The 16,660-nt window shown below is 67.2% G+C and carries 15 protein-coding genes and 2 pseudogenes; 3 read left to right on the top strand and 14 right to left on the bottom strand.

The annotated features are described in order from the left end of the window. Positions 1–155: 155 nt before the first annotated feature. The 12 genes and pseudogenes from BO226_RS22485 to BO226_RS22440 form a co-directional block, all read right to left on the bottom strand. Positions 156–479: a hypothetical protein gene (locus BO226_RS22485; RefSeq protein ID WP_071936112.1), complete on the bottom strand. Its 324-nt coding sequence runs from the start codon at positions 477–479 to the stop codon at positions 156–158. Between the two features lie 182 nt (positions 480–661). Beyond that, entirely contained in the window at positions 662–991 is a 330-nt protein-coding gene (locus BO226_RS22480) for a hypothetical protein (RefSeq protein ID WP_071936111.1), read from the bottom strand. Then, positions 988–1,164 (bottom strand): hypothetical protein, encoded by a 177-nt coding sequence (locus BO226_RS27320; RefSeq protein WP_156895311.1) that lies wholly within the window; start codon positions 1,162–1,164, stop codon positions 988–990. The genes BO226_RS22480 and BO226_RS27320 overlap by 4 nt, the downstream gene beginning before the upstream one ends. A 62-nt stretch (positions 1,165–1,226) precedes the next feature. Continuing rightward, entirely contained in the window at positions 1,227–4,010 is a 2,784-nt protein-coding gene (locus tag BO226_RS22475; RefSeq protein WP_156895310.1) for a right-handed parallel beta-helix repeat-containing protein, read from the bottom strand. An 8-nt stretch (positions 4,011–4,018) separates the two neighbouring features. After that, positions 4,019–4,354 carry a hypothetical protein gene (locus tag BO226_RS22470; protein ID WP_156666154.1) on the bottom strand — a complete coding sequence of 112 codons (336 nt, stop codon included), beginning with the start codon at positions 4,352–4,354 and terminating at the stop codon, positions 4,019–4,021. 9 nt (positions 4,355–4,363) lie between these two features. Next, entirely contained in the window at positions 4,364–4,504 is a 141-nt protein-coding gene (locus BO226_RS28790) for a hypothetical protein (RefSeq protein ID WP_442977409.1), read from the bottom strand. Between the two features lie 118 nt (positions 4,505–4,622). Further along, positions 4,623–4,862 (bottom strand): annotated as a pseudogene (locus BO226_RS22465) (transposase); the annotation flags it as partial. 47 nt (positions 4,863–4,909) lie between these two features. Further along, complete coding sequence (locus BO226_RS22460) at positions 4,910–6,865, bottom strand: tyrosine-type recombinase/integrase (protein WP_064257806.1); 1,956 nt, start codon at positions 6,863–6,865, stop codon at positions 4,910–4,912. Continuing rightward, positions 6,862–7,917, bottom strand: coding sequence for a tyrosine-type recombinase/integrase (locus BO226_RS22455; protein ID WP_064257805.1), 1,056 nt, complete (start codon positions 7,915–7,917; stop codon positions 6,862–6,864). The genes BO226_RS22460 and BO226_RS22455 overlap by 4 nt, the downstream gene beginning before the upstream one ends. A 116-nt stretch (positions 7,918–8,033) precedes the next feature. After that, positions 8,034–9,050, bottom strand: a pseudogene (locus BO226_RS22450) (IS256 family transposase); the annotation flags it as partial. A gap of 129 nt (positions 9,051–9,179) precedes the next feature. Continuing rightward, the gene (locus BO226_RS22445) at positions 9,180–10,391 is read right to left on the bottom strand and encodes an MFS transporter (protein WP_071936110.1); all 1,212 of its coding nucleotides are present in this window, start codon (positions 10,389–10,391) and stop codon (positions 9,180–9,182) included. Positions 10,392–10,431: 40 nt separating this feature from the next. Beyond that, complete coding sequence (locus tag BO226_RS22440) at positions 10,432–11,436, bottom strand: aldo/keto reductase (protein ID WP_071936534.1); 1,005 nt, start codon at positions 11,434–11,436, stop codon at positions 10,432–10,434. Positions 11,437–11,550: 114 nt separating this feature from the next. Here BO226_RS22440 and BO226_RS22435 point away from each other — a divergent pair, with 114 nt between their 5' ends. Then, positions 11,551–12,117 (top strand): TIGR03086 family metal-binding protein, encoded by a 567-nt coding sequence (locus BO226_RS22435; RefSeq protein WP_024102154.1) that lies wholly within the window; start codon positions 11,551–11,553, stop codon positions 12,115–12,117. After that, positions 12,114–13,811, top strand: a complete 1,698-nt coding sequence (ilvD, locus tag BO226_RS22430; RefSeq protein ID WP_071936109.1) for a dihydroxy-acid dehydratase — start codon at positions 12,114–12,116, stop codon at positions 13,809–13,811. The genes BO226_RS22435 and ilvD overlap by 4 nt, the downstream gene beginning before the upstream one ends. Positions 13,812–13,845: 34 nt before the next feature. On the opposite strand, the gene BO226_RS22425 is transcribed toward ilvD, so the two are convergent. Together BO226_RS22425 and BO226_RS22420 are read right to left on the bottom strand one after the other, a co-directional pair. Next, entirely contained in the window at positions 13,846–14,508 is a 663-nt protein-coding gene (locus BO226_RS22425; protein ID WP_006550994.1) for a hypothetical protein, read from the bottom strand. A gap of 48 nt (positions 14,509–14,556) precedes the next feature. After that, positions 14,557–15,393, bottom strand: coding sequence for a DUF6319 family protein (locus BO226_RS22420; RefSeq protein ID WP_071936533.1), 837 nt, complete (start codon positions 15,391–15,393; stop codon positions 14,557–14,559). Positions 15,394–15,533: 140 nt separating this feature from the next. Here BO226_RS22420 and BO226_RS22415 point away from each other — a divergent pair, with 140 nt between their 5' ends. Beyond that, positions 15,534–16,631 carry an adenylate/guanylate cyclase domain-containing protein gene (locus BO226_RS22415; protein WP_071936108.1) on the top strand — a complete coding sequence of 366 codons (1,098 nt, stop codon included), beginning with the start codon at positions 15,534–15,536 and terminating at the stop codon, positions 16,629–16,631. The last annotated feature ends 29 nt before the right edge of the window (positions 16,632–16,660 follow it).

Genomic DNA, 16,660 nt, shown 5'->3' with positions numbered 1-16,660 from the left:
CGCTCGCGTTCGTACATTTGTTCGACTCGAGCTACAGTTCGAAGTGCGGGTGGTGGGGCTTCGGCCCGGGAAGCACCGCCCGCACTCCGCACCTTCCCCAAGATGCGACGAAAGTCCCCCGCCTCGTCACCGAGGCGGGGGACTTTTCGTTTGCGCTATGCGTCGGGTCCGAAGTCCTGCTCTTCTATCGGGTCCCGGTGCGGGAGCTCGTGTCCCTTCGCGAGGCCGCAGATCAACTCCTCGTCGTCGGAGTAGACACCGCACGCCGGGTTCGTGCACTCGTGAGCTGTCGAGTGCTGCTCGCAGTAGTACTTCCCGCAGCCCGGTTCCTCGGGATCGCGATGACCGTCCGGGTCCTCCCCGCACAGATACCCGAGACCGCGATTGATGCGCTCGTGGCAGTCGGGGTGATCGCATTCCGCTTCGACGCCGTATCCGGCGTCGCGGCCATCGGGAAGGGTGTAGTACGCGTAGCCCATCTCGAGCCTCTCTGTTCAGTTGGAGTGGCAGTCCCAGCCACCGGAAAAATGGGTCATGTAAGGATGCGCTAGTGATGTGGCGGGGATTGCCACGATTCAAGCGAAGGGCCCAAAACTTTAATTCCAGGCATCCAAATTCAAGCTTCGAGCCGTTCACTTGAAAAACGCAGGTGGCGAGGAACTTATCGGGGATCCCGATCGGTTGGGTCGAGGTGCTCGAGCGCCCGTGTCGCCGCGTCGATCCGGGCGTCCCAGTCCTCGACCTCGGCGCGCTTCGCCGCCCGCGCCGCCTTCTGTGCCGGGGACGGCCATCCGCCTTCGCGCCCCCAGCGTTGGATCGTGTTCGTCGACATGCCAGTGAGGTCGGCCATCTCGCGTACCGATCCGCCGGCCAACAGTCCGGCGACGACCGCGGCGCGCAGCTCCACTTCGGCGTCGTCGCGGGCACGCATCGCGGTGAGGATGCGCGCCCGCTCCGGATCAGGAATCAGTCCACGCTTCTGCGGAGTCACCGATTCTCGCGACGAAGGTCGACCAACTGTGCGAGCCAGTGCTGTCCGTTGTCGAGGTCAACCTGAGCGAACGGCCGGCTGACCGAATAGATGCGCGCCACTACTCCCGGCTCGTTCACTACCTCCCCGCTGGGAGAGGAGAACATGACCCGGTCGCCGACCTTGAATTCCATGCCGCCCATTCTCCCATATGCATGTAGCGATCATCGCCACATAAGGATGCGTTACGAGCGGGTCAGGCTACGAGTTCCTTCGTGGACGCCGACGCGTGAGGCGTGCCCGTCCACACAGCGCCAGGGCTGTCGCCGTTGAAGTACTCGGTCAGCGTCGAACCCTTGGTGACCATGTAGTCATCGATCCGCAGGGTGTCCCCGACCGCGAACACCGTGCCACCGCCCGACGTCGGGGCCGCTGACACATCGATCCGCAGACTGACCGTGCTCGCTGGCATCGGATCCGTCGTCACCGACAGGCGTGTCCACTCCCCGGCAGGAACATCGACGAACGTGCCTGTCTTGAACCCGGTACTCGTGCCACCCGCATTGGGCGCGTTGTAGTAGGTTGAGTTCAGCCGGAACTTGCGGGCCACGCTCGACTTGATGAACACCGACAGCGTGTAGACCGCACCCACCTCGACATCCTCGATCGCGGTGAGGCGGCAGCCGCCACCGGACGGGTCCGTGGTCGCGGTGGACCAGGTCATCAAGTACGAGTACGTACCCGAGTGGGCCTCGCCCGCATCGCTCTGCCGTGTGGCCGAACCTGCACCACCGGTACCCCACTGGGAGGTGAAACCACCGGTCGCCTCGAAACTCGGGTTGAGCGCCTTGTTCCGCACGATCACCGGAGCCGCAGCAAACTCGCCTGCCGGGAGGATGCGGACCTTGCGGATCGATCGGGTCGAGGGTGTCGAACCCGTGGTGCCTGCGACACCGCCTGCACCGGCCACACCCGCATTGGCGGACGCGGCGACTGCGGGCACATCCACCGTGTGCACGGGAAGACCGTCGAGGAACATCGTGGTCACCGTCGATCCGGCCTCGCGGGCCAGAGCCACCCGATGCCCTTCCAGGCCGCTCACATCCGACTCCCACAGCAAGGTCGCGGTCCCACCGACTACCTGCCACATCGCGTAGTTCGGACGCGCACCGAACTGGCTGGACACATCATCGACACCCGCCACGATCGAGTCTGCGTCGTTGACGGAGATCGCGACACCACGCAACCTGTTCGCGCCGGCACCCTGCGCCGACTCCGGTAGCTGCACCTCCGCATACACACCTGTGGTGCCGACATCGCGCTGCTGGATCGCCAGCGCACCCCAGGTGCCACCCGAGGGGCGTGCACCGGCACTCGACCGGATCCAGTCCGGGGTCGCACCGGTCGCCGCAGCGGTCCAGCCGTCGCCGAGAGTGGGTGCGGTGATGTTGTCCGGCTTCGTCGACAGATACGCATCGAACAACTCCGGCGCATCCGGATCGTCCGGGGCATCGACCGCGAGGTTTCCGGTGATCAAGTCCTGATCGAGCCGATCGGCGTTGACCAGGCCGCGAGCGTGCCGCCGCCACGTGTTGCCCTGCACCCGAGGAACAGAGACAGGCTCGGCCGGGTGGAACATGATCGCATCGAGCTGCCGTGCCACGCCGTCACTGTTCGCGAAGTCGTTGCCCGTGATGCGAGGCGCGTTCATCGGCACCAGCAGACCGAGGCCGACCTTGCCGTTGCCGTCGAAGAAGTTCTGCGAGATCACGAGATCACGCAGGGGCTTCGACGCGAATCGGGCGCACAGGCCGTAGCCGCCATTGCGGACGAACTGGTTGCCGCGCACCGTCAGGCCGCCTTCTTCGAGTTCGAAGTCGTGCGCGAGGAACCCGTCGAGGATGTTGTCCTGGATGCGGTTGTTCTCCACGACATATCCGCCGCCGGAACCGACCGGGATGTCTGCGGGGCTGGCCTGCAACGATCCGGTCATGTAGATGCCGTAGCCGTTGCGCAGGATCGTCGATCCGGTGATGCGGCCGTAGATGCCGGACTGCACCGCCTGCGTGTTCGGGCCTTCGTAGAACCCGGCAGCCTTGTTGTCGGTGATCTTGCAGTTCTCCACCACGACACCGCCGCACCCGGCATCGGTGATGCCGTTGCCGTTGAACGATGCCTCGCAGCCGATCAGGCGAATGACGGAGTTGCGCTTGAGCGATCCTCGCGAGTCCTGCCGTTCGAAGAAGAACCCGGACCGCGAGCAGTAGTTCGCCGAGCAGCCGATGAAGGTGGCCGACTCGTCCTCGTAGTGCCCGAAGCCGATCCCGAACCCCGACCGCATCTCCGCGAACTTCGTCGGATCCCCGGTGGTGACAGTGCCGCGGCCCGCCTCGAGGGCGTGGCAGTCGGTGAACACGCAGCGCACCGGATAGTCGGTGCCGAACATCGTCGCGGTGGTGCCCACGGCATTGACGCGGGTGAACGAGCATTCGAGCCAGCCGCCACCCTGGAATGCCTTCTGCAGCGGACCGGTCTCCGGAAAGGAAGTGTTGCGGCAGTTGATGGTGAAGTCGGTGAAGTGGCAGTGACGGAACCAGAAGAAGTCCGTCGGCGTATCCGGGTTGATCGCAGCGCCGGGCGAGTGGATGCCCGATGCTGTGCCGTACGGCAGGAGGATTGTGGAGGCACGGCCCGCGCCACGGAGCGCGAGACGTTCCGCGAACGGGCTCGAGCCGACGAGGTTGATTGCACTGTTGAGCCGGAACTTGCCGTCCGGCAACACGAGTTCGTGCACCCCGTCGACTGTCTTGACCAGGGCAGCCAACTGGGCCAGCGCCTCATTGATCAGCGGAGCCGCGTCGAGCACACCATCATTCGGCAACGGCTGTCCAGGGGTGAGGAAGCTCCGCAGGTCGTACTGATAGACCCGCTCGTAAGTGGCATTCAGGTTCGTTTGCCCGAGGTGCGCGGGCAGGTGCTTTTCCTTGAGCCGACCATCGGGTCCCGGGTTGGGCCAGCGCGGCTGAGAGGGGGATGTCACGTGGCCTCCTAGGCGAACGTCAGATAGTCGGGGTCGGCCGGATCCGGGGCGATGCCACCGCCGGAGGCGACCAGATAGTCAGGGTCGGCGGGGTCGACGGCGATCGATCCGCCGCCGCCGGAAGCCGGCGGATCGGTCCACACGACACCGGTGCCGGACTTGGCGAGGACCTGCCCGTCGGTGCCACCGTCAGGCATCGTCACGGCAGCTGCGATCTTGGCGCGCAGCTCTGGTTTCAGTTTCTGCAGATCGACGGACCCGTCGAGCAGAGTCCCACCGAACCCCAGTTCCATCAGCCGAGACACCAGCTGACCGACCGTCGATATCGGATCAGGTGCAGTCATGAACGCCTCCTAGGCGAGGTCGTAAGCTTCGATCCGGTCGATAGCGAACCCGAATCCGTTGTTGAAAGGCTGTGTTCCGAAACCGAATCCGCGATGGCCTGCGTCGACCGGAGCGATCATCCCGCTGTCTGTCCACTGCGCGACCTGCACGCCAGCCCGGAACGCGGTGTACACATTGCCGTCGCAGCGCAACTCCGCAGTCTGTCCAGAGGTCCACCGGTCAAGCCCCTGGTAGTGGTGTAACTCGTTTTTGATCCTTCGTTGGTGGTCAGGCGGGTAGTTGCATCAGTTCATCGGTGCTCACCTCCGTCGCCTGGCTGGTGTCGGTGTTGGTGGTCAGGGTGAGCCGGCAGCGGCTGAGCACTTCTAGGCCGAGGTATCGGCGGCCTTCGGCCCATTCGTCGGTCTGCTCGGCCAGGACGGCGCCGATGAGGCGGACGATGGCATCCCGGTTGGGGAAGATGCCCACGACGTCGGTGCGGCGGCGGATCTCGCGGTTGAGCCGCTCGGTTATCCGGCCCTCAGGGATGAGATCAACCCTGATCTCACATCGAATCAGCGATCGAGACGCTGCAAGTGGTCGGTCAACGCCTCAGCGACACGATGATGCCGGGCAGCTTCATCGGGCCATCCACGGTCACGAGCATCGACCTCGAGAGCCTGGATGTCGGTGCGTTGCGCCTCGAGCGCGCCGCGGAACTCAGGTCCGGTGACGAAGTTGTCGCAGGTCTCGCAGATGTTGGCATAGGGACACGCACCCGCGCTCTCGTGACGGGAACAGTAACCGTGGGCAACACGCGTTTTGAGCATCTCACTGCCGAGCCAACTCACCGCGTCGGGGACGATCGGTTTGCCGACCGGAGTGAGCGTGAACCGCCGCCGCATCTTGCCCATCGCCTGGTCATAGGCATCCCGCAACGTCGGTGAAGCCAAAGTGGCGTAACGCAAAGTCATCTGCGGAGTGACATGCCCGAGCAACGCCATCAACGCCTGCAGGCTCATCCCGGCGTTGGCGAGTTCGGTGGCCCAAGTATGCCGCAGCTGATGCGGGGTCACCACCAACGGCGCACCCCCGGCCCCACGCAGTCCGCAAGCCTCGACGGCAGCGAGCAGACCGTTGCGCAGCCGGGTCTGGCTGAGACGGCGGCCGTGTGCGACGAACAGGAAATCGGTCAACTCTCCGGTGCGGGGATGCGGCAATGGCCGACAGATACCACGCCCGCCGGTCCACTCGTCCAACGCGGCGATAGTGGTCGCCGAGAGCGGGACCATGCGTTCGGTGGCGAGCTTGCCCAACGGAACCTTGAGCCAGGTCCCGGCCGGGCCGTAATCGATGACGCTGCCGAGCTCGAGATCCAGTAGCTCCCCGACCCGCAGACCGGCTCCGCGCAGCACCGTCAACCCGATACGAGCGAACGAATCATCCAGCTGGGAAACCGCATTCATCACCGCAGCATCGATGTCGGGCGGCAATGCCCGCGGAAGCGGTTGGTCGAGTTTCGGGACGTCGGCGGCGAAGACCAGACGGCGCGGTGGGGCCTGCTCCCAGCCCCATTCGGTGATGTCCTCGAGCAGGTTGCGCACGCTCAGTACCGTCGATTGGATCACGGCCTTGGAGATGATGCGCCCGGCCCCGGCAGCGGCGCGTTGCCCACGCCAGGTGCGGGTGCGATTCCAGACGAGGAAGCCCTCGATGTGACTGCGGTCGAGATCCTCGAGGGAGGTGACCTCGGGATGGTTGGTGGTGAGGTAGTCCGCGAACGGCAGCAGGTCGTTGATCAGCGATTCGGCCGATTTCGGGCGGAGCACCGATGCCCGGACGGTGACGTAACGCAACAGGGCCTCGCGGATCGGATCGGCCATCGGGGCGTCGGCGAAGCGTTGGGCGTAGGTGCGGGCCCACGGTCGGCGCCGTGGTGGGGTGTCGACGATGCGGGCCTGAAACAGCATTTGTCGCAGTCCCGCGATACGGTTGCGGTAGGCGCGTTTCGATGTATCCGGGATTGACTGTGTGGCAGCCAATGCGGCGTCGAACTCGCCGACGGTCTCGGCGCTCACACCGCTGACGGAACCGCCGTGCCAGGCGAGCAGCACCGCCAGGCACTCGCCGAGGACGGTCTCGACCCATTGCGGTGTCCACCCCAAAACCAGGCCGGCGGCCCGGACCGCGGCGAACCCGTCCGGGTCGCGGTCCTCGACGGCCCGGCCGAGTCCGGTGAGGTTCTTGACGGCCGCGAGTTCGAGGTCGAGCCGCAGGTTGCCGCGTCCGATGAGGTGACACAGCAGTGGCCAGGCCCCGGTGCGGCGTAGTTCGGCCAGCCGGTCGGCAGCGGGTCGGGTCATCCAGTCCCGCAAGTCCGGATGCGTGGTGAGGAAGGTGGTCGCGATGAGGGTGCGAGCGCGCACCGACCTGTCGCTGAGCCCGAGGCTGGCGACGTGCTCGAGGTAGTCGGTGAGCACCGCACCCGGTCCGGCCGGCAGGACGACCGTCGCAACCACCGCGGTGCTCATTGTCGTGTTCCGGCGAGACTGGCGCGGGCCGCGCCGTATTCGGCGGCGAGCTGCTCGACCGACAAATGCACATATTCGGCAGTGGTGTCCGGAGACACATGCCCCATCAATTCTCGCAGCACCATCAGATCGATTCCGGCGGCAGCGAGTTCGGTGCCGTAGGTGTGGCGCAATCGGTGCGGACGCACCCTCGTCGCACCGGAGAGGTCCCGGTGCCGCCGGAACAGCGACCGCAGTCCCGCCTCGGTCACCGGCGCCCCCGCGGTGGGGCCGCGCAGCACCACGAAACACTCCTCGGTCGCCAACCCCGGTGGCCGTTCGAGGCGCAGATAGGCCGACAGTTCGGTGAAGAACACCGCATCGACCGGCACCACCCGTTCCTTGCAGCCTTTGCCGAGCACCCGGAGTCGTCGCTGGCCGAAATCGACGTCTGCCAACCGCAGGGATCGCACCTCGGCGTTGCGCAGCCCGCCGAACAGCATCGCCCACAACATCGCTCGATCCCGATGGGTGCGCAGCGACGCCGCAAACTGCTCGATCGCGTCGGCGTCGAGGGACTCGGGCAGTAGCCGCGGTTGGCGTACCAGCCTGCCTCCGGCTCGGGGTCGGCCCGGCCCGAGGTGTCCGAGCAGTCCTCGCGCTGGTGGTCGCAGTCCCTGTCCGCGCCGCGGTGAGGGCACCGGATTTTCGGTGCGTATCCCGGTCATCACCAGGTATTCGAACAATGCGCGTATCGCCGCGACTCGTCGGTTGATCGTCGATGCCGCAGTGCCCCGATCACCTCGTGTCGCCATGCCTGGGCGGGGTTTGCGGTGCACGTTCTGCCAGTCGACCCACTCGAACACCGTCACCGGCGTCACCGCAGCCACCGTGAGGTCGCGATCGAGCAGGAATCGGGCCAGATTGAGCACGTCGAACGCATATGCCCGCACCGTTGCCGAACTGAATCCGCGTCCGGCCAGATGCGTCAGGAACGCGTTTGCTGCTGCGCATCCTTCCCATTGGCCGTCGATCACATGCCCGTTGCTGCTGATGCGCACCCGAACGGTCATTGTCCGCCGCCTTTCGATCGGAGCCGACACCGCCAGCATGCGCCTCAACCGGTCGTCGGCTCAGGACCTCACGCTGCAACCGTGATCGTGTCGTGGGAGGGCCGGTTAACCGATATGGGGTTGTTGGACCAGATCTGTCGCCACACGTCGTCGGGAAATGCGGTGAAGGCGAGCAGGTCTTCGCGGGCGTCGCCGAGGTGGTCGGCGACCTCGGGCAGCCGGTGCTCGGCGTACTCCAGCAGCCGGTCGAATTGCGCGTTGACCGCCTCCGCGGTGGGCTGGTCGTAGACGCTGTGCAGCATCGCCTTCACGGCCGGCCACATGGACTTGGGGCACACGGCCATGAGGTTCGCCGAGTAGTGGGTGCGGCAGCGTTGCCACGCGGCGCCGGGCAGGTTCGCCGCGATCGCCTCGATGAGCCCGGCGTGGGCATCGGAGGTCACCAGCCGCACCCCGCCCAGGCCGCGGGCAACCAGGTCGGCGAAGAAGGTGTTCCACGAGGCCGTGGTCTCACTGGTGGCGACCTGTATGCCCAGCACCTCGCGGTGGCCGTCGCCGTTGACGCCGGTGGCCAGCAGCACGGAAGCCTTGACGACCTGCTTGTTCTCGCGGACCTTGATCGTCAACGCATCGGCGGTGACGAAGGTGAACGGCCCGGCCTCGTCCAGGCGGCGGTGCCGGAACGCGGCGACCTGCTCGTCCAGGTCCTGGGCCATGCGTGAGACCTGCGACTTGGACAGCGAGTCGATACCCAGGGTCTTGACCAGCTTGTCCATCCGGCGGGTAGACACCCCGGCCAGATAGCAGTCGGCTACGACGGTGATCAGCGCGGACTCGGCTCGCTTGCGGCGCTCGAGCAGCCACTCGGGGAAGTAGCTGCCCGAGCGCAGCTTCGGGACGGCGACGTCGACGGTGCCGACCCGGGTATCCAGGGGCCGGTGGCGGTAGCCGTTGCGGTGGTTGGTGCGCTGTTCCGAGCGGGCGTTCCACTCGGCGCCGCACACGGCGTCGGCATCGGCGGAGAGCAATGCGTTGATCATGGTCTGCAGTAGCTCGCGCATCAGATCCGGCGACGCGTCGGCGAGGGCTTGGCCAAGCAGGCCTGCAGGGTCGACAATATGAGGTGCGGTCATCGTGATGACTCCGTTCGAGGATTCGGTAGAAGGTTGACTCGAAGGATCACACGGTGGCCGCTCTACACCCGTGCACAACACGGAATCGCAGACGATCTCGGCCACCGAGTTACACCACTCTATGGGGCACTACTCGCGGCGGGCGCGTCCTCGGGTCACGAGCACCCCGATGAGCGCGATCACCCAGATCGGGTACTGCGCGAACCATGCGACGCGGAAGGCGTCGAAGGTGTAGCCGCCGAGCCGGTCGAGCACGATGCCCATCGTCTGCACGACCAGCAGTGTCGCGAGGAAGCCACCGATGTTGACGATGCCGTTGGCCGTGCCGAGCGCGGTCCCGGGATTGAAGGTGCGGGCGTAGTCGAAGCCGATCATCGATCCCGGCCCGCCCACCGAGATGACGACGACGAGCACCACGAGCAGCCACAGCGGTGCGGGTCCGGGCAGGGCGAGCACCGCCGACCACGTCACTGCGCTGGCGAGGATGATCATGAGCACGAGCCACGAACGTCTGGTCGGGAAGCGTCCCGACAGCACGCCGAGGATGGGTCCGGCGGAGATGGCCGTGACCACCGAGACCGTGAGCATCGAGCCGGCCGCCGCGGGTGACAGGCCCTGAGCGGAGACCAGATACGGCACGCCCCACATGAGCGCGAAGGTCGTCACCGAGAACTGCGTGCCCATGTGGGTGAAGAAGCCGAGTTTGGTGCCGGGGCGCCGCCACACCGTGCCGAGCCCGCCGATCACCTCCCGCAGCCCTGACGCGGTGGCTTCGCGCGTCTCACCGGGCGGGGTGTCGCGCACGACCGCGAACACCAGCACGCACGCGAGCAGGCCGAGCGCCGCGGCACTGCCGTAGGCGGCCGTCCATCCCGTGCCGGTGAGCAGCAGGACGAACGGCACCGCCGACAGCACCTGGCCGAGCTGGCCGAAGATGCCCGTCAGCTGCGAAACGACAGGCACGCGGCGCGGCGCGAACCACACCGGCACGAGACGCAGCACCGAGATGAACGTCAGGGCGTCACCGACACCGACCAGCACTCGGGCCAGATACGCGACCGGCAGCGACTCGGTGACGGCGAGGATCGCCTGACCGACGGCGAGGATCACGGCGCCGGTCGCGATCATCCGCCGCGAACCGAACCTGTCGAGGAGCACACCGGCCGGGATCTGCATCCCCGCGTAGACGATGAGCTGGAGGACGACGAAGCCGGACAGCACCGACGGTGAGATATCGAAGCGTTCGGTGGCGGCGAGTCCGGAGACACCGAACGCCGTCCGGTGGAGGACGGCGACGATGTAGGCGAAGACTCCGATACCCCAGACCAGCCATGCCCTCATGTGACAAGGACGATACGCGTCGGTCTGTTAACGGTGCTGATTACTCACGTCCGAGCGACACCCACGTCGGGTCGGCCGCACGCGGACCGGCGACCTTGTCGGCGAGACGATCCAGCCGTGCGACCTGCTCGTCGGTGAGCGTCACGTCGAGCGCTCCGGCGTTCTCGGTGACGCGATTCGCGTAGCGGGTGCCGGGGATCGACACCGACGGCAAGCCGAACTCGCGCCCCTTCGCGTCCAGCCATGCCAGGGCGATCTGCGCGATGGTCGCGTCCGCCTCCTTCGCAACCGACCGCACCTCTTCACGGACCGCGAGGTTGGTCTGCAGGGCGTCGGCGTCGAAGCGCGGGAAGCGCTTGCGCAGGTCGTTCTCGGCGACCTGTCCGGGATCGAAGGCGTCGGTGAGCAGCCCCCGGCTCACCGGCGAGTACGGCACGAAGCCGATGCCGAGTTCGGCGGCGGTGGGCACCACGTGCCGTTCGACGTCGCGCGAGACGATGCTCCACTCCGACTGGATCACCGCGATCGGGTGGACGGCGTGCGCGCGGCGCAGTTCGTCGCCCGTGGCCTCCGACAGTCCGATGTGCTGCACCTTGCCGGCCTGGACGAGTTCGGCGAGGGCACCGACCGTATCCTCGACCGGCACGTCCGGATCCACGCGGTGCAGGTAGTACAGGTCGACGTGGTCGACGCCGAGACGCCCGAGCGACTCGTCGATGGCCTGCTTCGCGTATTCGGGACGGCCGTTGATGCGACGGTTGGCGGTGCCCTTGCCGCCGACCGCGCCGACGAGACCGAACTTCGTCGCCAGCTGGACCTCGTCCCGCCGGTCGGCGAGCAGCGTGCCGACCACCTTCTCGCTGGTGCCGTCGCCGTAGACGTCGGCGGTGTCGATGAAGGTGATGCCCAGATCCACGGCGTGGTGCAGGGTCGCGAGTGCCTCGTCGAGATTCACCTCGCCGTATGCGGGGGCGACGGACATCGCGCCGTAACCCTGGGCGCTGACGACGAGACCGGGCGCGAGCTGGACGGTGGGGACAGGCATGTACTTCTCCTCGACGACGACACGGTGCGACTCCCGATCGTCCCGCATCCCGCGCATGATCGCAGGAGTTGAAATCGCCGTGATCCGAGCAGCCCGCGCCCTAGGCTGAGATCCATGGTGACCGACTGGCTTTCCCTGCAACGAACCGCGCGTCGCGAGTTCGACGACCGTGTCGCGCAGATCCGCGACTGGCACGCACCCACCCCGGACACCGAGTGGGACGTCACCGACCTGGTGTGGCACATGGTCGACGAGCAGCGCTGGATCCAGCCGCTGCTCTCCGGCCGTTCCCTCGACGACGCGAAGGCCGCACTCGAACCGATCGGGGACGATCTCGCCGCCGAATGGGCACGCTTCGCCGAGCAGGCGACCGCCGCGTGGGCGATGACGTCACCGTCCCAGGAGGTCCACCTGTCCTACGGCACCGTCCCGTGCCTCGACTACATGAAACAGCAGGTCGCGGACATCACCGTGCACACCTGGGATCTCGCCCGGGCCATCGGTGCCGACGAAACGCTCGACGCCGACCTCGTCGACGCCGTGCTCGCCGACATCGAACCGCAGAAGGACATGCTCGCCTCGAGCGGTCTGTTCGCCGATCCCGTCCCGGTCCCCGACGATGCGTCCCCGCAGGACCGGCTCATCGCCCTCACCGGCCGCGACCCCAGGAAGGCGTCATGACGGACCGACCCGATATCAAGCCCCGCAGCCGCGACGTCACCGACGGCATGGAGAAGGCCGCCTCGCGCGGCATGCTCCGTGCGGTGGGGATGGGAGACGAGGACTGGGGCAAGCCGCAGATCGGTGTGGCGTCGTCGTGGAACGAGATCACCCCCTGCAACCTCCCGCTCGAACGCCTCGCGCGATCGGTGAAGGAGGGCGTGCACGCCGCGGGCGGTTATCCGCTCGAATTCGGCACCATCTCCGTGTCCGACGGGATCTCGATGGGGCATGAGGGTATGCACTTCTCCCTGGTCTCCCGTGAGGTCATCGCCGACAGCGTCGAGACGGTGATGCAGGCCGAGCGACTCGACGGCTCGGTGCTGCTCGCGGGATGCGACAAGTCCCTGCCCGGCATGCTCATGGCTGCCGCCCGCCTCGATCTCGCCGCCGTCTTCCTGTACGCCGGGTCGATCCTGCCGGGCATCGCGAAACTGTCCGACGGCACAGAACGCGACGTGACGATCATCGACGCCTTCGAAGCGGTCGGGGCGTGTGCGCGGGGCCTGATGTCCGAGACCGACCTCGACGCGATCGAGCGTGCCATCTGCCCCGGCGAGGGTGCGTGCGGCGGCATGTATACCGCGAACACGATGGCCGCCTCGGCCGAGGCGCTCGGCATGTCGCTGCCGGGAAGCGCGTCGCCGCCCGCCACGGATCGTCGCCGCGACGGTTTCGCCCGGCGCAGCGGGCAGGCGGTGGTCGAGTTGTTGCGTCGCGGAATCACGGCCTCCGACATCCTCACCAAGGAGGCGTTCGAGAACGCCATCGCGGTGGTCATGGCCTTCGGGGGATCCACGAACGCCGTGCTCCACCTGCTCGCGATCGCGCACGAGGCGCAGGTGGATCTGAGCCTCGACGACTTCGTCCGCGTGGGTGCGCGGGTGCCGCATCTCGCCGACGTCAAACCGTTCGGCCGGCACGTGATGAAGGACGTCGACCACATCGGCGGTGTCCCGGTCATCATGAAGGCGCTGCTCGACGCGGGTCTGCTGCACGGTGACTGCCTCACCGTCACCGGGGAGACCGTCGCGGAGAACCTCGCCGGCATCAGGCCACCCGACCCGGACGGCAAGGTGCTGCGTGCCCTGAGCGACCCCATCCACCCCACGGGGGGCATCACGATCCTGCGGGGCAGTCTCGCTCCCGGCGGAGCGGTGGTGAAGTCCGCAGGCTTCGACGAGTCGGTCTTCGAGGGAACGGCGCGGGTCTTCGAACGCGAACGCGCCGCGATGGACGCGCTCGAGGACGGCACCATCACCGCAGGCGACGTGGTGGTCATCCGGTACGAGGGTCCCAAGGGCGGCCCGGGCATGCGCGAGATGCTCGCGATCACCGGTGCGATCAAGGGTGCCGGGCTCGGCAAGGACGTCCTGCTGCTCACCGACGGACGATTCTCCGGTGGTACCACCGGGTTGTGCGTCGGGCACGTCGCCCCGGAGGCCGTCGACGGCGGCCCCATCGCCTTCGTCCGCGACGGCGACCGGATTCGTCTCGACGTCTCGAACGGCCTGCTCGACGTGCTGGTCGACGAGAAGGAAATGGAAACGCGGCGACAGGGCTGGGAGCCACTGCCGCCGCGCTACACCCGGGGTGTACTGGCGAAGTACACGAAGCTGGTCGGTTCCGCATCGAACGGTGCGGTGTGCGGATGAGGGTCGGGTGAACCCTCCCGCTCCGGGGGTGCTGCTAGATCGGACGGAAACCTGCGCCCGGCCCGCCCCGACCGTTGATGTCGGCCATGATCACGTCGATGTTCGTTCCGACCTCGGGGCCGGCGCACGGCGCGAGCAGGTAGGCGTTGACCATCGCGACGAGCGTCGTGCCCACCACGAGCGGTGCGCCCGAGTCGCCTTCGATGACGCACACCTGCGTCCAGGTCTCCTGCGAGCCGAACACGTCGCCCCAGACGATGCCGCAGGTGTTGCCCGTGGTGCGGCCTTCCTTGCAGGCGATGTTCGGGAAGCCCGCGGGGGCACCGAGGCCGGTGATCGTCACGTTGCCGACGCGGTTGACCGGAACGACCTTGCTCCGGTCGAACTCGATCACGGCGTAGTCGAGCCGTTCGTTGGTCGACACGATGCGGCCCACCGAGCCGGCAGCGAGGTCGTATTCGGCTTTCACCGTCATGCCGGGAGAGCCGCAGTGCGCGGCAGTGAGACCCACGAGGCGTCCGGCGGCGTCGTTGCCGATCGTGGTGAGCGTGCAGTCGAAGATGTCCTGCCCGTTGTCTCCGAGAGTGATGCCCGAACCGCCACCGAGGGTGACCGGAGGAGCCGCGACGGCCACCCCGGAACCCGCGCCGACCAGCGCGACCGCGCTCGCGATTGCAACAACCAGTTTTCTGAACATGGAGGCCCTCCTGCGCTGCGCCGTCCGGCAGCCGTCGGGCTGAGCGTACTAGAGGTTTCCGCCGGATTTCCGGGTTGCGCCCAAGCTTTCCAGAGCTTGACGGGCCTCCTCGAGCTCGCGGCTGAGCTGCGCGACCCGCTCCTCGGCCGCGCGACGCGCCTCCTCGATCACCGACTGGACGGCCTCGGTGGCCGTGGGATCGCCGAGTTCCTTCACCGCACGTTCGACGGCGTCGGGTGCGACCGTTGCGGGCTTACCGACCTTGCGGGTGCCGTGCGCGACCCCCACCGTCCACTCGTTCTCCGGGTCGATCGTGACGGTGATCGTGATCGACGGCGCCTTCTTCGCCTTGCGGGCCGGGGCCTTCGGCTTCGCCGGTGCCGGCGGCCGGGAGGCGGGAGTGTCGGACGAAGCGGGGGTCGTCTGGGTCACGGGCTTCTTCTCCTGGGCGCGGGGAACCGCAGCGACTGCTGGGCTCTCGGATTTCTGGGGAGCAGGCTTCGGTGCAGCAGGCCTGGATGCGGTAGCCCGTGGGGTCGCGGGTTGCACAGGTGCCACCTTCGCGGGAGCTGCCTTCGCCGGAGCGGGCTTCGCACCACCGGACGTGCGTGCGGTCTTCGCCGGTGCGCGCTTCGTTCCGGCCGGCTCGCGGGTGGCGCGCAGTTCGTCGGTCTCGAACGGCAACTCGTCGTCGACGCCCTTCGGCCGCACCATCACGGTGCTGCCGCTGATCGATACCACCCGCGCCGACGTCCCCGGGTCGATGCCGAGACTCGGAATGCCCTCGACGAGGTAGACGGTCGCGCGGCGCCCCTCGGCGAGAGCGGCACCGAGCTCTCCGAGTTGTTCCTCCGTCAGGTGGTCCGCGCGTCTGCGGGGCGACATGCGACGTCCTTTCTCGGTTCGCCGAAGGGTCGGCAGGGCTTCGATGTCGGTCACTGTCGCACATCCGTACGACACGCCTGTACACCTGTTCGATACGACCTGCCGCGCGCATGGGCCCGGGGCACGGTAAGGATGGAGGAGTGACCCCGTCCGATCCGGCACCTGCATCAGGAACCGACGTGCTGTCCGTGATCCAGTCACAGCTGGAGAACGCGCTGCTCGGTGGTCCTCTTCGTTACACCCTGAACGAGGTGGCCGAGTTGTGCGGGCTCGCACCTGCGCGGGTGCGCCGGCTGTGGCAGGCACTCGGTCTGACCGTCGATCCCGATCCCGACGTCGTGATGTTCACCGACGGCGACGTCGAGGCCCTGCGTGCGACGGCGGCCATCATCGCGAGCGGCGCGATCGACGAAAGCCTCGAGGTGCCCGCGGCCCGGTCGATCGGACAGTCGATGTCGCGGCTGACCGAGTGGCAACTGAATCTGCTCAACACCCACGTCTTCACCCAGTTGGCCTCCGCCTACGCGAAAACGGAGACTCCCCCGCAGGAAGAGGAGATCCGCGCGCTGATCGACCACATCGTCGATCGCACGACCGAGCTCGTGGTGAGCCTCCAGAGCCACATGTGGCGTCGGCACCTGGTGGCCACGACCGCCCGGGCCGCCGCGCGCCCGCAGGATTCCGGGGAGCTCCACGAGTTGGTCGTCGGTTTCGCCGACATGGTCGGCTACACACGGTTGACCCGGCAGATCGATGCGGCCGCGCTGAGCGAGCTGCTCGACTACTTCGAATCGGAGGTCTCCGACGTCATCGCCCGGCACAACGGCTGGGTGATCAAAACCGTCGGCGACGAGGTGATGTTCGCGGCCGAACGTCCGGTCGACGCCGCACGGATCGCCCTCGAACTGCAGGATTCGTTCAGGTCTCAGAAGGACTATCCGGACCTGCGGATCGGACTGGCGTGGGGCCAGGCGTTGCCGCGCTTCGGCGACCTGTTCGGTTCGGTCGTCAACATCGCGGCCCGTCTCACCGGCGCGGCGCGGCCGGGCACGATCCTCGTCGACGAGAACCTCGCCGACGCCCTCTCCGACTGCGAGGAGTTCCGCTTCCAGACGGTGCGCACGCTGCGGCTGCGGGACTTCCAGCATTCGCGGCTGTACGTCCTGCGTCGTCCGCGCGAGGAGAAGAAGGCGGCGGTGGGCGTGGAGGGTCTGCACGACGAGGACATGGGTCTGTGACCGGCAGGCTGACAACAGTCGACGAGAAG

The organism is Rhodococcus sp. 2G (assembly GCF_001886355.1).
GTDB classification, from domain to species: domain Bacteria; phylum Actinomycetota; class Actinomycetes; order Mycobacteriales; family Mycobacteriaceae; genus Rhodococcus; species Rhodococcus pyridinivorans.
This window is presented reverse-complemented; position numbering and strand designations above follow the sequence as displayed.

Bases quoted from the DNA above. Each gene is read 5' to 3' on its own strand.
- ilvD (WP_071936109.1), top strand. From the start codon at position 12,114: ATGACGGACCGACCCGATATCAAGCCCCGCAGCCGCGACGTCACCGAC.
- BO226_RS22460 (WP_064257806.1), bottom strand. From the start codon at position 6,865: ATGAGCACCGCGGTGGTTGCGACGGTCGTCCTGCCGGCCGGACCGGGT.
- BO226_RS22435 (WP_024102154.1), top strand. From the start codon at position 11,551: ATGGTGACCGACTGGCTTTCCCTGCAACGAACCGCGCGTCGCGAGTTC.
- BO226_RS22470 (WP_156666154.1), bottom strand. From the start codon at position 4,354: ATGACTGCACCTGATCCGATATCGACGGTCGGTCAGCTGGTGTCTCGG.
- BO226_RS22440 (WP_071936534.1), bottom strand. From the start codon at position 11,436: ATGCCTGTCCCCACCGTCCAGCTCGCGCCCGGTCTCGTCGTCAGCGCC.
- BO226_RS22445 (WP_071936110.1), bottom strand. From the start codon at position 10,391: ATGAGGGCATGGCTGGTCTGGGGTATCGGAGTCTTCGCCTACATCGTC.
- BO226_RS22455 (WP_064257805.1), bottom strand. From the start codon at position 7,917: ATGACCGTTCGGGTGCGCATCAGCAGCAACGGGCATGTGATCGACGGC.
- BO226_RS22485 (WP_071936112.1), bottom strand. From the start codon at position 479: ATGGGCTACGCGTACTACACCCTTCCCGATGGCCGCGACGCCGGATAC.
- BO226_RS22420 (WP_071936533.1), bottom strand. From the start codon at position 15,393: ATGTCGCCCCGCAGACGCGCGGACCACCTGACGGAGGAACAACTCGGA.
- BO226_RS27320 (WP_156895311.1), bottom strand. From the start codon at position 1,164: ATGGAATTCAAGGTCGGCGACCGGGTCATGTTCTCCTCTCCCAGCGGG.
- BO226_RS22425 (WP_006550994.1), bottom strand. From the start codon at position 14,508: ATGTTCAGAAAACTGGTTGTTGCAATCGCGAGCGCGGTCGCGCTGGTC.